Origin of the sequence: Arthrobacter sp. efr-133-TYG-120, assembly GCF_030209785.1 — a bacterium.
Classification (GTDB): domain Bacteria; phylum Actinomycetota; class Actinomycetes; order Actinomycetales; family Micrococcaceae; genus Arthrobacter.
Window position 1 is genome coordinate 97,286 of sequence record NZ_JARVRI010000036.1, and the last position, 13,719, is coordinate 111,004.

Here is a 13,719-nt window from a genome sequence, read left to right on the forward strand (position 1 = left end):
CGTCGCCATGGGCGGCGGGGGCTCTTTTTTGGTGCTTGTTGACGCGCCGGCCAGGCCGGTTGCACTCCGTACGGGATGCCCGAAAAACCCTGGTTTTCCGGGGGAAACCAAGGGTCAGGCATGTCGAGTGTAGCAAGGAAAATCCCATTTCGTGAAATGACTGCTTCATTTACTTGAAATGACTGCTTCATTACTAAAACTGTCAAGTGCACACTTCGTTGTTCATGCCAATGGGATTCCATATTTCGGACAAGCTGTGGTTAGGATTACACATCCATGTAGGCCGCGTCACAGGATAATTCTGTGCCTGGCCCCGGGGGCAGCTATGAGTTGCCCCGACCCATCCCCCTGAATCCATAGGAGGCGGAATGCGTTTTTCGCGCACTTCCAAAGCTCTTGGCTTGCTCGCAGTCGCCGCGCTTGCCCTCACCGGATGCGGCAGCGCTGGCTCCGGAAGCAGCGGCCCGACCGCTGCCGGCGATCCGAACAAAATCATCACCGCATACAGCAATGAACCCCAGCACCCCCTCATCCCTTCCAACACCAACGAGGTGTACGGCGGCCGCGTTGTCGACCTCCTGTTCGAAGGCCTGACCAGCTACGACGCCAATGGCAAGTCCGTGAACGCACTCGCGGAATCCATTGACACGAGCGACGGCCAGAACTACACCATCAAGGTCAAGAAGGGCGCCAAGTTCACCAACGGCGAGGCAGTCACCGCCAAGAGCTTCGTTGATGCTTGGAACTTCGCCGCACTGAGCACCAACGCCCAGTCCAGCAGCAGCTTCTTCGAATCCATCGAAGGCTACGACGCAGTCAGCGCCGTCACGAAGACCAAGGGCGCGGACGGAAAGTCAACGTCGACTCCCGCACCGACCGCCCAGACGATGTCCGGCCTGGTGCTGAAGGACGACTCGACCATCACTGTCAAGCTGGCCCAGCCGGAGGCCGACTGGCCGCAGCGCCTCGGCTACTCCGCCTTCATGCCGCTTCCGGCCGACGCCCTCAAGGACCCGAAGGCCTTCGGCGAAAACCCGATCGGCAACGGCCCGTACAAGATGGCCGCCAAGGGTGCCTGGCAGCACGACAGCCAGATCGCCCTCGTCAAGAACCCGGACTACCAGGGCACGCGCATGGCCAAGAACGGCGGCGTGACCTTCAAGTTCTACACCGACCCGGCTCCGGCTTACACCGACGTCCAGGCCAACAACCTTGACGTAACCGACGTCCTGCCCACGAACGCCCTGAAGACCTACACAACGGACTTCCCGGACCACAGCCTCAACAAGGCTTACGCGGGCAACGCAACCCTGAACATCCCGAACTACCTGCCTGAGTTCCAGGGACCCGCCGGCCAGCTGCGCCGCCAGGCCATCTCCATGGCGATCAACCGCGATGAGATCACCAAGGTCGTCTTCAACGGCACCCGCATCCCTGCGAAGGACTTCACGTCGCCGTCCATCGATGGCTACAACGCCAACGTGACAGGCTCCGACGTTCTGAAGTTCGACGCCGCGAAGGCCAAGGACCTCTGGGCAAAGGCAAACGCCATGAGCCCGTGGCCCGCCGACAAGGTTCTGCAGCTCGCGTACAACACCGATGGTGGCAACAAGGAATGGATTGACGCCGTTGCCAACAACCTGAAGAACAACCTCGGCATCAAGGCAGAAGGCCAGCCGTTCGCCAAGTTCGCCGAGATCCTGAACCTCCGCACGGCCAAGACCCTCCCGGGCTTCACCCGCGCCGGATGGCAGGCAGACTACCCGTCGCTGTTCAACTTCCTCGGCCCGCTGCTGAAGACCGGAGCCAGCGCCAACTACGAGGGTTACAGCAACCCTGAGTTTGACAAGCTGCTCACCGAGGGCCTGGCTTCCAAGTCCACGGACGACGCCAACAAGAAGTTCACCCAGGCTCAGGAAATCCTCTTCAAAGACCTCCCGAACCTGCCCCTGTGGTACCAGGCACGCCAGGCTGTATGGAGCCAGAACGTCAGCAACGTTGACTCCGGCTGGAACGGCGTCCTGCTGTACTACAACATCACCGCAAAGTAGTCCTACTGGACTTGTTCCAAGCTCGTTAGCGTATGGGGGTCCGGCCACAAACCGGGCCCCCATGCCTTGATTCGGCACGAAAGCTGTCCCAAATGAATCCCCACATTTTCAAGAGCGCCCAGGAACCGTTGCTGTGACCCAGTACATCCTCCGGCGTTTGCTGCAGGTCATTCCCGTGTTCCTGGGAACCACCCTGCTCGTGTACTTCATGGTCTTTGCCCTCCCGGGCGACCCCATCCGCGCCCTGTTCGGCGACCGACCGCCCAGCGAGTCCGTCATTGCCGCGCTGCGCCAGCAATACAACCTCGACCAGCCGTTCTGGGTCCAGTACGGACTGTTCCTCAAGAACCTCTTCACGTTCAACCTCGGGGTGGACTTCACCGGCCAGCCAATCGCCGCCACCCTCGGCCGCGTTTTCCCGGTCACCGCCATGCTCGCCGTCGAGGCCCTTGCCATCCAGGCTGTCTTCGGTGTGGCCTTCGGCTTGATTGCAGGCTTGCGCAAGGGAAAGATCTTCGACTCCACCGTGCTTGTCGCGTCCCTCGTGGTCATTGCCGTCCCGACGTTCGTCCTGGGCTTCGTGCTTCAGCTCGTCGTTGGCGTACAGCTTGGCTGGGCCAAGCCGACCGTTGGATCCAACGCGGATTGGGGCACCCTGATCCTTCCGGCCACCGTCCTTGGCCTCGTGTCCTTTGCCTACGTGCTGCGCCTGACCCGCGCCTCGGTCATTGAAAACATGAACGCCGACTACGTCCGCACGGCAACCGCAAAAGGCCTGTCCCGCCCCCGCGTGGTCCTGGCCCACATCCTGCGAAACTCCATGATTCCCGTGGTCACCTACCTGGGCGCGAACCTGGGTGGCTTGATGGGCGGCGCGATCGTCACCGAAGGCATTTTCAACGTGCCCGGCGTCGGCCAGAAGCTCTACCAAGCCGTGATCCGCAGCGAAGGCCCCACAGTCGTCGCCATTGTGAGCGTCCTGGTACTGGTCTTCGTTGCCGCCAACCTGTTGGTGGACCTCCTTTACGCCTGGCTTGACCCCAGGATTCGCTATGAAAAGTAGATCCGTTATGAAAAGTAACCGTCAGATCGAGCACTATGTTGCCCCTATCGACGAGACACCGCTGCTGGCGACCGATACCCTCAAGGTCGACGCAGCACCCCTGAGCCTGTGGGCGGATGCCTGGCGGAAGCTCCGCCGTCGGCCGCTCTTCATCATCTCGGCGCTCATGATCCTGCTGCTCCTCGTAGTCGCGTTCTTCCCGGGCCTCTTCACGCAGACTGCCCCGAACGACAACTGCCAGCTGGGCGACTCCCTCGCGGGCCCCTCGGCCGGCCACCCCCTGGGATTCACGTTCCAGGGCTGCGACATCTACTCCCGCGTCATCCACGGCACCCAGGCATCCTTGACTGTCGGCGTCGTCTCCGTCATCTTCGTCCTGATCATCGGGGTCACCCTCGGTGCACTGGCCGGCTTCTTCGGCGGCTGGGTTGACACCATCATTGCCCGCATCGGCGACATCTTCTTCGCGTTGCCCTTGGTCCTTGGCGCGCTGGTAGTTACCCAGCTCCCCTTCTTCCGTGAGAACAAGAGCGTCTTCACGGTGGTCATGGTCATCGTGATGCTCGGCTGGCCCCAAATGGCCCGCATCACCCGTGGGGCCGTGATCGAAGTCCGCAACGCGGATTTCGTCACGGCCGCACGCTCGCTCGGTGTCTCCAAGATCGGCACGCTGGTCCGGCACGTCGTTCCGAACGCGCTCGCGCCGATCATCGTCCTGGCCACCATGGAGCTTGGCGTCTTCATCGTGACGGAAGCAACGCTGTCCTTCCTGGGCATTGGCCTGCCCGGCAGCATCATGTCCTGGGGTAACGACATTTCCGCGGCGAAGGACACGTTGCGCACCAACCCCGAGGTGCTGATGTTCCCCGCAACCGCACTGTCCATCACGGTCCTGAGCTTCATCATGCTTGGCGACGCGCTGCGTGACGCCCTTGACCCCAAGAGCCGCAAGCGATGAAGGAGGCAATCATGACAACATCCAACGTCACCATCGACGAAGCCGGAACCGAAGAGCGTCCGCTCCTTGAAATCCGGGACCTCGCCATCTCCTTCCAGACGGCGAGCGGCGAATTCCAGGCCGTCAAGAACGCGCACCTGACCATCATGCCCGGCGAGACTGTCGCCATTGTGGGGGAGTCCGGTTCGGGGAAGTCGACGACGGCGCTCGCCGCCATTGGCCTCCTGCCGGAGAACGGCAGGGTTTCCAGCGGGCAGATCCTGCTCGACGGCGAGGACATCTCCCACGCCCCGGAACGGCGCATGATCGAGCTGCGCGGCAACACGATCGGCATGGTTCCGCAGGATCCGATGTCCAACCTCAACCCGGTCTGGAAGATCGGATACCAGGTCCGCGAGACGCTGCGCGCCAACGGCAAGCCCAGCGGTCCTGCCGACGTCGCCCGCGTCCTGGGGGAGGCCGGCTTGCCGGACTCCGCACGCCGCGCCAAGCAGTATCCGCACGAATTCTCCGGCGGCATGCGCCAGCGGGCCCTGATCGCCATCGGCCTGTCTTGCCAGCCGCGGCTCCTGATCGCCGATGAGCCGACGTCGGCCCTGGACGTCACGGTGCAGCGGCAGATCCTTGACCACCTCGAAGCCATGACGGCGGAGCTCGGCACGGCAGTCCTGCTCATCACCCACGATCTCGGCCTCGCTGCCGAGCGCGCGGACAAAGTAGTGGTCATGTACCGCGGCAACGTGGTGGAGGCCGGTCCTTCCCTCGAATTGCTTCGCAACCCGCAACACCCCTACACCCAGCGGTTGGTGGCCTCGGCGCCGTCACTCGCTTCGCGTAGGATCCAGGCCGCCAAGGCCGAAGGAATCCAGACGGAAGAACTCCTGGCGCCCACCGAAGCTGTGGCCGAAAAGGCATTGGCCGACGACGTCCTGAAGGTCGAAAGCCTCAGCAAGGTCTTCAAGCTGCGCTCCGGCGTCGGCAAGGCAACGGACTTCACTGCGGTGGACAACGTCTCGTTCAACGTCAAACGGGGGACGACGACGGCGATCGTGGGTGAATCGGGTTCCGGCAAGTCCACCGTGGCCCAGATGGTCCTCAACCTGCTCGCGCCGACGTCGGGCCGGATCGTTTTCGACGGTGTGGACACCTCCACCTTGAACAGCCGGGAAATCTTCAAGTTCCGGCGCCGCGTCCAGCCGATTTTCCAGGACCCGTACGGTTCACTCGACCCGATGTACAACATCTTCAGGACCATCGAGGAACCGCTCCGGACCCACAAGATCGGTGACAAGGTCAGCCGCGAGAAGAAGGTCCGGGAACTCCTGGACCAGGTGGCGCTGCCTCAGTCCACCATGCAGCGGTACCCGAACGAGCTCTCCGGCGGCCAAAGGCAGCGCGTCGCGATCGCGCGCGCGCTCGCCCTCGACCCCGAAGTGATCATCTGTGACGAAGCGGTCTCCGCTTTGGACGTCTTGGTGCAGGCCCAGGTCTTGAACCTCCTGGCCGAGCTGCAGTCCAATCTTGGCCTGACGTACCTGTTCATCACGCACGACCTCGCCGTCGTGCGGCAGATCGCCGACCATGTCTGCGTGATGCAGAAGGGCAAGCTCGTGGAAACGGGCAGCACGGACGACGTCTTCGATTCGCCGCAGCAGGACTACACCAAGGCCCTGCTCAACGCGATCCCGGGTGCCAGCCTGATGCTTCCGCCCGTGGTGGCCTGACGGTGCTGGCGCCCGTGCGCTGAGTGCCAGCCGGGGGAGCAGAAGAGCCGGTACCACTTCCGTGGGGGAAGTGGTACCGGCTCTTTTGCTGTTTCCGGCTCATCCCGAGTTCGCTGCCGATTGTGATGAAGGGCACAATTCGATGACCTGGAGGGTGATTTTTAGGCCAATAAATACCACAGCGTTTAGACTCTATGAAGGTGCCCTGTGTCAAAGGGTCTAATCCGTCGTGCGTTCCGGTTGGAAATGTCGCGATACAACAGCTGACTTCACCACTGAATCGAGCCATTACGCATGTCTGAAACCACCACCAACACCGCCGCGACCACTGCATCGCGCAGTGATCTGCGCAACGTCGCGATTGTGGCCCACGTTGACCACGGCAAGACCACGCTGGTCGACGCCATGCTCAAGCAGACCAACTCCTTCGCCGAGCACAACCACCTGGAAGACCGCGTCATGGACTCCGGTGACCTGGAGCGCGAAAAGGGCATCACCATCCTCGCCAAGAACACCACGGTTGCCTACAACGGCCCGTCGTCCAATGGCGAGACCATCACCATCAACGTGATCGACACCCCCGGCCACGCCGACTTCGGTGGCGAGGTGGAGCGCGGCCTGTCCATGGTTGACGGCGTGGTCCTCCTGGTCGACGCTTCGGAAGGTCCGCTGCCGCAGACCCGCTTCGTCCTCCGCAAGGCCCTTGCCGCGCACTTGCCCGTCATCCTGCTGGTCAACAAGACCGACCGCCCCGACGCCCGCATCGAAGAGGTTGTCCACGAGTCCATGGACCTGCTCCTTGGCCTGGCCTCCGACCTCGCGGACGAAGTTCCGGACCTGGACCTGGACAAGATCCTGGAAGTACCCGTGGTCTACGCCGCAGCCAAGGTCGGCCGCGCCTCCCTCGAGCAGCCGGCTGACGGCTCGGCCCCGGAAAACGAAGATCTCGAACCCCTCTTCAAGGCGATCATCGAGCACATCCCGGCGCCGACCTACAACCCGAACGGTGTCCTTCAGGCGCACGTCACCAACCTGGACGCTTCCCCGTTCCTTGGCCGCCTTGCACTCCTGCGCATCTACAACGGCACCCTCCGCAAGGGCCAGACCGTCGCCTGGGCGCGTGCCAACGGTGAGCTGAAGAACGTCAAGATCACCGAGCTCCTGGCCACCAAGGCCCTTGACCGCGTACCGGCAGAGTCTGCCGGCCCGGGCGAGATCGTGGCTGTTGCCGGTATCGAGGAAATCACCATCGGTGAGACCCTCACTGACGCCGAGAACCCGCAGCCGCTGCCGCTTATCACGGTGGATGACCCCGCGATCTCCATGACCATCGGTATCAACACCTCCCCGCTGGCCGGCAAGGTCAAGGGCGCCAAGGTCACGGCGCGCCAGGTGAAGGATCGCCTGGACAAGGAACTGATCGGTAACGTCTCCATCAAGGTCCTGCCCACCGAGCGTCCGGATGCTTGGGAAGTCCAGGGACGTGGCGAGCTTGCGCTGGCCATCCTCGTGGAGCAGATGCGACGCGAAGGCTTCGAGCTCACTGTCGGCAAGCCGCAGGTTGTCACCCGGACCGTCGACGGCAAGATCCACGAGCCGATGGAACACATGACCATCGACGTGCCTGAAGAGTACCTCGGTGCGGTCACGCAGCTGATGGCTGCCCGCAAGGGCCGCATGACCAACATGGCCAACCACGGTACCGGCTGGTGCCGCATGGAATTCATCGTTCCGGCACGTGGCCTCATCGGCTTCCGCACCAAGTTCCTTACGGACACCCGTGGCGCCGGCATCGCTTCCTCGATCTCCGAAGGCTACGAGCCGTGGGCCGGCCCTATCGAATACCGCACCAACGGTTCGATGGTTGCCGACCGCGCCGGTGTGGTCACCCCCTTCGCCATGATCAACCTGCAGGAACGCGGCTCCTTCTTCGTGAAGCCCACGTCCGAGGTCTACGAAGGCATGATCGTCGGCGAGAACTCCCGCGCCGACGACATGGACGTCAACATCACGAAGGAAAAGAAGCTCACCAACATGCGTGCCGCTTCCTCTGACACCTTTGAGAACCTGACGCCGCCGCGCGACCTGACCCTCGAAGAGTCCCTCGAATTCGCCCGCGAAGACGAGTGCGTTGAGGTAACCCCGGACTCCATCCGCATCCGCAAGGTGATCCTGGACGCCAACGAGCGCGCCAAGGCTACCCGCGCACGCGCCAAAGTCTGATCCTGCGCAGATCAAGTACTGACGCGCCCAACGGACTGACGCATTGAATAAGGGAGCCACCGGAACAGCACGCGGCATTGCCGTGGCTGTTCCGGTGGCTCTTTTTGCTGCCTTTGCAGGCACCGCACTGCACCGGCAGGCGCTCCGTATTGCCGGCGTCGACGTCTCTTGGGGTCCCGCAGCGGCACTGCTCCTGCTCGCATCGCTCCAGCTCCTGCTGGGTGCGTGGTCGCGATCCTTGATCCCGACGGCGGTGGTGGGCATTGTTTGTTACGCCGCCGTAGGCGTGCTCTCCACGGGCGGAACGGGCAAGCAGCTGATCGTCGCGGATGTGCCCGGAAATGTGTGGGTTTACGGGAGTGCGGGCATCACTTTCGTGATGCTCTTGTGGTGCCGGCGCTACGGGCGTCCTCCGCGCGCTTAGCTAGTCGGCGCTTGGGTCCCGGTGGTGGGCAATCAAGAGCGAGGTGGCCTCGCCGTCGTCGTCTGCCGGAAGACGCATATATTCCTCGACGACCGCCCGCAGCTTGCCCATCATCTCCTGCTGCCGTGCAGCATTGAACTTCACGCCAAGCCGCCAGACATCGATGTCCCCTGGCATGAGCCCGCGGGTTTCCTGGACGAATGTTTCGATCAGGACAGGGGCAATATCGTCGACGGGAGTGCTCCACGAGGTGCGGGTGGCGATGTACGGCACCTCCTTGGCGCCCCTCTTTCCCTTCCGGCCTTCCTGAGGTTCAAGAAAACCGGTGCGCACCAAGGTCCGGACATGATGCAGGCTTGACGCCGGATTGATGTCCAACAGCCCCGCAATCTCTTTGTTGGTGCGAGCGTGGTGCAGGCAGAGCCGGAGAATCCTCAGGCGCAGGGGGGAGCTCAAGGCGCGGCCCTTGGCCACCAGGTCGCTGTCCTCCCGCTCGTGTTCCGTCATGGTGGCCAGTGTAGCCAGCCTTGAGTGATTGACATATACCAATCACTACAGGAAACTGGGCGGGTGAACGCCGGGACCACGGACAATGCTCAGCAAACTGACACAGCTCAGCACACTGCCTCGCTGTGGCGGGACCGGAACTTCATCACCTTCTGGTCGGGCCAGGCCGTCAGCCAGCTTGGGGCGCAACTGGGGCAATTGGCGTTTCCCGTCCTCGCGGTGACTTTGCTCGGCGCCAGTGAGTTCGAAGTCGGCGCGCTCAATGCCGCCGGCCTTGCGGCCTTCCTGCTGATCGGTTTGCCGGCAGGAGCGTGGGTTGACCGCTGGCTCAAGCGTCGCACCATGATCGTGGCGGACCTGGTCCGGACCGCGGCAATGGCGACCGTACCAATCCTCTGGTGGGCCGGCATCCTGCAGATCTGGCACCTTTACGCCGTAGCCACCGTCGTCGGGGCCGCGACGGTCTTCTTCGACGTTTCCTACCAGAGCTATGTGCCCGTGCTCGTGGATGCCGCGAAAGTGCCGCAGGCGAACTCCAAGCTCGAGGCCACCTCCCAGATCGCACGGATCGGGGGTCCTGCCGCGGGCGGTGGCTTGCTGACGGTTGTGTCCGCCCCGGTGCTGTTCGTCGGGGAGGCGATCGGGTATCTGCTGTCGGCCATCTTCCTGCTCAGGACGCGCGATGCGGAACGGCCCGTGGCCGCGAAGGATCGGCAGCCGCTGGCAAGCGAAATCAAGGAGGGCCTGGTCTTCGTGGTCAGGCATCCCCTGATCAGCAGGATTGCGGCGTGCACGGGCGGGGTCAACTTCTTCACCACGCTTGCCTTCACCTTGATGCCGGTGTTGGTACTTCGTGAACTGGAACTCGGTCCGGAGGGCATGGGCCTCATCATGGCGGTCGGCGCCGTGGGCGGACTGATCGGGGCGGTTGCCGCGCCCAGGTTGGCGGCCTGGATCGGCGAGGGGACGGTTATTCCCGTGGCGTCGATGATCAGCTCGCTTTTCCTCCTCCTGGTTCCGTTGTGCGTGCTTGCCCCCGAGCGATGGATGTCCCTGGTGATGCTCATCGTCTCCGAGTTCGGGTTTGCTTTCGGAGTGCTGGTGTACAACATCATGCAGTTGAGCATGAGGCAGCGCGTGTGTCCGCCCCGGCTCCTGGGGCGCATGAATGCGTCCATTCGCTTCGTGGTGTGGGGGGTCATGCCGATCGCTGCCCTAGCCTCGGGCCTCCTGGCCGAGAATATCGGCCTCGTACCGACACTCTGGATCGGCTTGGGCGGAAGTCTTGTTTTTGTTGCGCCTGTGCTGTTCTCCCCGCTGTGGGGAATGCGCAGGCTGCCGGACGAGGTGCATGGCGCCTGACCCTCCGGGACATGAGGCGGAACTACTCGCGGGTTGTGCGCGGATCCCGGCGCTGGGGCGGAGGAGGGACTGCTTTTGCCGCCACAACAAGGGCCAGCGGGATCTCGACGTCGGACTGTCGGGTACGGATGGTGCACGCACCGTCGGCGACCGAGAGCAGGTAGCCGAGGGCATCGGTGAAGCCGTTGTCCAGGCGGTATCGGACAACTACCCGTGTTCCGGATACGGTATTGAGCAGGAAATCCTGGGGCCGGGGCAGATTCACCAGTTCATAGTAAGACGCCCGGCTAGGTTGCTGAGTTCCCGCTGGGGGATAATAGGCTCAGAATTCGATGTACCGGCCACAGGGCCGGTGGTACTACCCGGAATTTCCGGGACAACTGTGGAGAGGCAAGGGACGTGACCTACGTAATCGCGCAGCCGTGTGTGGACGTCAAGGACAAGGCATGTATTGAAGAATGCCCTGTTGACTGCATCTACGAAGGCGAACGTTCCCTCTATATCCACCCGGATGAGTGCGTGGACTGCGGAGCTTGCGAACCCGTGTGCCCGGTGGAAGCGATCTACTACGAGGACGACACCCCGGAGGAATGGGCCGACTACTACAAGGCCAACGTCGAGTTCTTCGATGACCTTGGTTCGCCGGGCGGAGCCGCCAAGATCGGCAACACCGGTAAGGACCACCCCTTCATCGCCGCGCTGCCCCCACAGAACCAAGACCACTAAGAACGGTTGCTCCTTTGATTTCTGCGGCCCCCGCTTTCGGCCTCAACCTGCCTGACTATCCTTGGGAAGCGATGGCGCCGTACGTGGCCAAGGCTTCAGAACACCCGGGCGGGGCAGTCAATCTCTCCATCGGAACCCCCGTGGATCCGACGCCGCAACTGGTCCGCGAGGCGCTTGCCCGGGCAGCTGACGCCCATGGTTACCCGACGGTCCACGGCACGGAAGCTCTTCGCGAGGCCGTATCCAACTGGTTCGCCAGCCGCCGCGGGGTCCCGGGAATCGATCCGAGGGACGTCCTGCCGACCGTCGGCTCCAAGGAATTGGTGGCCTGGTTGCCGTTCCTGCTGGGACTGAGCGCAGGCGACGTCGTGGTCCGCCCCACTGTGGCGTACCCGACCTACGACATCGGCGCCATGCTCGCAGGCGCCACTGCCGTCGCGGCAGACAGCCTGGACGAACTGGACTCAGCCACCCGCGCGAGGGTCCGGCTCATCTGGATCAATTCCCCCGGCAATCCCACGGGCAGCGTCCGTGACGTCGAATCCCTCAGGCAGATCGTCGCCCAGGCGCGCGAGATCGGCGCAGTCGTGGCGTCGGATGAATGCTATGCCGAACTCGGCTGGGGCGAATGGGATGCCCAGCGTGGCGGCGAGGCAGTGCCTAGCGTCCTTGACCCGCGCGTCACGGGAGGATCCACGGACGGACTCTTGTGCGTCTACTCCCTCAGCAAACAATCGAACCTCGCCGGCTACCGTGCCGCCTTCGTGGCTGGTGACTCGTCGATCGTGGCGAATCTGGTCAACAGCCGCAAGCACGCCGGCATGATCGTGCCGTATCCGGTCCAGGAAGCCATGCGCACCGCGCTCGGCGATGCCGGCCACGTGCTCGCCCAAAAGGATCTCTACCGCGGGCGCCGTGAACGCCTCCTGCCGGCACTGAAGAACTTCGGCCTGGAGATCCACGAGTCCAAAGCTGGCCTGTACTTGTGGTCCACCGCAGGGGAGGCGACGTGGGACACAGTCCGCCGTTTCGCGGACCTGGGGATCGTCGTCGGGCCCGGGGTGTTCTATGGAGACGCGGGCAATGGTTTCATCCGTGTGGCGCTCACCGGCACGGACGAACGCATCGATGCGGCAGTCGAACGCTTGGACACTGCCCGGTAACAATGCTGTGACTTCCCGCACAGGGCGCGTCATTCCGCCAGTAACCGTAGCTTGTGAATTAGTTTGTCCCGCTTACTGGCGGTAGCTTTTAACTGACTATCAATGGTGGCTTTCTCCACGAAGGCAGTTCGGCCGATGGTGTCTGCACCTGCAGACTCCTGGCTGGAGTCACCAGATGTTGGTTGGATCAAGCTTTCGACCGAGGCCAAGAGCCTCATGAAGGGGACTCCATGACTGAGACCACCAGCGCTACCCTGCGCCATGCCGGCGGAGAGCTCGAGCTCCCGCGGATCAAGGTTGTAGAAGGGAACGAAGGATACGACGTTTCCAAGCTGCTGAAGCAGACGGGCGCCGTCGCCTATGACCCCGGCTTCATGAACACCGCCGCCACCACGTCGGCAATCACCTACATCGATGGCGATGCCGGTATCCTGCGGTACCGCGGCTACCCGATCGAGCAGCTTGCCCAGCACTCAAGCTTCCTGGAAGTTTCCTACCTGCTGATCTACGGCAACCTTCCCACTCCCACTGAGCTGGACGCGTTCGACCAGCGGATCCGCCACCACACGCTGCTCCACGAAGAGCTCAAGGGCTTCTTCGGCGGTTTCCCGCGTGACGCGCACCCGATGCCGGTGCTTTCCTCGGCTGTCTCCGCGCTGTCCACGTTCTACCAGGACTCCTTGGACCCGTTCAACCCGGAGCACGTGGAAGTTTCCACTATCCGCCTCATGGCGAAGCTCCCGGTCATCGCGGCCTACGCCCACAAGAAGTCCATCGGCCAGCCCATGCTGTACCCGGACAACTCCATGAACCTCGTGGAGAACTTCCTGCGCCTGAGCTTCGGCCTGCCGGCAGAGCAATACGAGCTGGATCCCGTCGTCGTCAAGGCGCTGGACCTCCTGCTCATCCTGCACGCCGACCACGAGCAGAACTGCTCTACGTCGACCGTCCGCCTTGTGGGCTCCTCGAACGCGAACCTGTTTGCTTCTGTTTCCGCAGGCATCAACGCCCTCTTCGGTCCCGCCCACGGCGGCGCCAACGAGGCCGTGCTGAAGATGCTGCGCCAGATCCAGGCCGACGGCATCAAGCCCGAGGAATACATGGAGAAGGTCAAGAACAAGGAGGACGGCGTCCGCCTCATGGGCTTCGGACACCGGGTCTACAAGAACTACGACCCCCGCGCCAAGATCATCAAGGCGACGGCACACGAGATCCTGGGCAAGCTGGGCGGCAACGATGAGCTCCTGGACATCGCGATGCGCCTCGAAGAGAAGGCCCTTGCGGACGACTACTTCATCCAGCGCAAGCTCTACCCGAACGTCGACTTCTACACCGGCCTGATCTACAAGGCCATGGGTTTCCCCGAGAAGATGTTCACCGTGCTGTTCGCGATCGGCCGACTCCCCGGCTGGATCGCCCAGTGGCGCGAAATGATCAACGATCCCCAGACGAAGATCGGCCGTCCGCGGCAGCTCTACACAGGAGAGCCGGAACGCGACTACCCGGCGGTCTAATCCC

General features: G+C 63.0%; 12 protein-coding genes. 10 read left to right on the forward strand and 2 right to left on the reverse strand.

Annotation, left to right across the window (positions count from 1 at the left end):
• The first annotated feature begins 368 nt into the window (after positions 1-368).
• The 6 genes from QRN51_RS19195 to QRN51_RS19220 all read left to right on the forward strand — a co-directional run bounded on the left by QRN51_RS19195 (position 369) and on the right by QRN51_RS19220 (position 8,443).
• The gene (locus QRN51_RS19195) at positions 369-2,051 is read left to right on the forward strand and encodes a peptide ABC transporter substrate-binding protein (protein ID WP_284991415.1); all 1,683 of its coding nucleotides are present in this window, start codon (positions 369-371) and stop codon (positions 2,049-2,051) included.
• A 133-nt stretch (positions 2,052-2,184) separates the two neighbouring features.
• Positions 2,185-3,114, forward strand: a complete 930-nt coding sequence (locus tag QRN51_RS19200; RefSeq protein ID WP_059387472.1) for an ABC transporter permease — start codon at positions 2,185-2,187, stop codon at positions 3,112-3,114.
• A gap of 7 nt (positions 3,115-3,121) precedes the next feature.
• Positions 3,122-4,072, forward strand: a complete 951-nt coding sequence (locus QRN51_RS19205) for an ABC transporter permease (protein ID WP_059387473.1) — start codon at positions 3,122-3,124, stop codon at positions 4,070-4,072.
• Positions 4,073-4,083: 11 nt separating this feature from the next.
• Positions 4,084-5,796, forward strand: coding sequence for a dipeptide ABC transporter ATP-binding protein (locus QRN51_RS19210; RefSeq protein ID WP_284991417.1), 1,713 nt, complete (start codon positions 4,084-4,086; stop codon positions 5,794-5,796).
• Between the two features lie 294 nt (positions 5,797-6,090).
• On the forward strand, positions 6,091-8,019 hold the full coding sequence (gene typA / locus QRN51_RS19215) for a translational GTPase TypA (protein WP_284991419.1): 1,929 nt from the start codon (positions 6,091-6,093) through the stop codon (positions 8,017-8,019).
• A 43-nt stretch (positions 8,020-8,062) separates the two neighbouring features.
• On the forward strand, positions 8,063-8,443 hold the full coding sequence (locus QRN51_RS19220; protein ID WP_284991421.1) for a hypothetical protein: 381 nt from the start codon (positions 8,063-8,065) through the stop codon (positions 8,441-8,443).
• Here QRN51_RS19220 and QRN51_RS19225 read toward each other — a convergent pair whose 3' ends face one another.
• Complete coding sequence (locus QRN51_RS19225; protein WP_284991423.1) at positions 8,444-8,950, reverse strand: helix-turn-helix domain-containing protein; 507 nt, start codon at positions 8,948-8,950, stop codon at positions 8,444-8,446.
• A gap of 63 nt (positions 8,951-9,013) precedes the next feature.
• Between QRN51_RS19225 and QRN51_RS19230 the strand changes: the two genes are divergently transcribed.
• On the forward strand, positions 9,014-10,312 hold the full coding sequence (locus QRN51_RS19230) for an MFS transporter (protein WP_284991424.1): 1,299 nt from the start codon (positions 9,014-9,016) through the stop codon (positions 10,310-10,312).
• Positions 10,313-10,334: 22 nt separating this feature from the next.
• Here QRN51_RS19230 and QRN51_RS19235 read toward each other — a convergent pair whose 3' ends face one another.
• The gene (locus tag QRN51_RS19235; protein WP_059387478.1) at positions 10,335-10,577 is read right to left on the reverse strand and encodes a putative acetyltransferase; all 243 of its coding nucleotides are present in this window, start codon (positions 10,575-10,577) and stop codon (positions 10,335-10,337) included.
• Between the two features lie 134 nt (positions 10,578-10,711).
• Here QRN51_RS19235 and fdxA point away from each other — a divergent pair, with 134 nt between their 5' ends.
• The 3 genes from fdxA (at position 10,712) to QRN51_RS19250 (ending at position 13,715) form a co-directional block, all read left to right on the forward strand.
• Positions 10,712-11,038 carry a ferredoxin gene (gene fdxA, locus QRN51_RS19240; RefSeq protein ID WP_018776555.1) on the forward strand — a complete coding sequence of 109 codons (327 nt, stop codon included), beginning with the start codon at positions 10,712-10,714 and terminating at the stop codon, positions 11,036-11,038.
• A gap of 14 nt (positions 11,039-11,052) precedes the next feature.
• Complete coding sequence (gene dapC / locus QRN51_RS19245) at positions 11,053-12,201, forward strand: succinyldiaminopimelate transaminase (RefSeq protein ID WP_284991427.1); 1,149 nt, start codon at positions 11,053-11,055, stop codon at positions 12,199-12,201.
• A gap of 230 nt (positions 12,202-12,431) precedes the next feature.
• Positions 12,432-13,715, forward strand: coding sequence for a citrate synthase (locus tag QRN51_RS19250; protein ID WP_059387479.1), 1,284 nt, complete (start codon positions 12,432-12,434; stop codon positions 13,713-13,715).
• Positions 13,716-13,719 lie beyond the last annotated feature (4 nt).

Excerpts from the sequence above, each read along its gene's own strand:
- QRN51_RS19195 (WP_284991415.1), top strand. The coding sequence starts at position 369 with ATGCGTTTTTCGCGCACTTCCAAAGCTCTTGGCTTGCTCGCAGTCGCC.
- QRN51_RS19205 (WP_059387473.1), top strand. The coding sequence starts at position 3,122 with ATGAAAAGTAACCGTCAGATCGAGCACTATGTTGCCCCTATCGACGAG.
- QRN51_RS19210 (WP_284991417.1), top strand. The coding sequence starts at position 4,084 with ATGACAACATCCAACGTCACCATCGACGAAGCCGGAACCGAAGAGCGT.
- typA (WP_284991419.1), top strand. The coding sequence starts at position 6,091 with ATGTCTGAAACCACCACCAACACCGCCGCGACCACTGCATCGCGCAGT.
- QRN51_RS19225 (WP_284991423.1), bottom strand. The coding sequence starts at position 8,950 with ATGACGGAACACGAGCGGGAGGACAGCGACCTGGTGGCCAAGGGCCGC.
- QRN51_RS19250 (WP_059387479.1), top strand. The coding sequence starts at position 12,432 with ATGACTGAGACCACCAGCGCTACCCTGCGCCATGCCGGCGGAGAGCTC.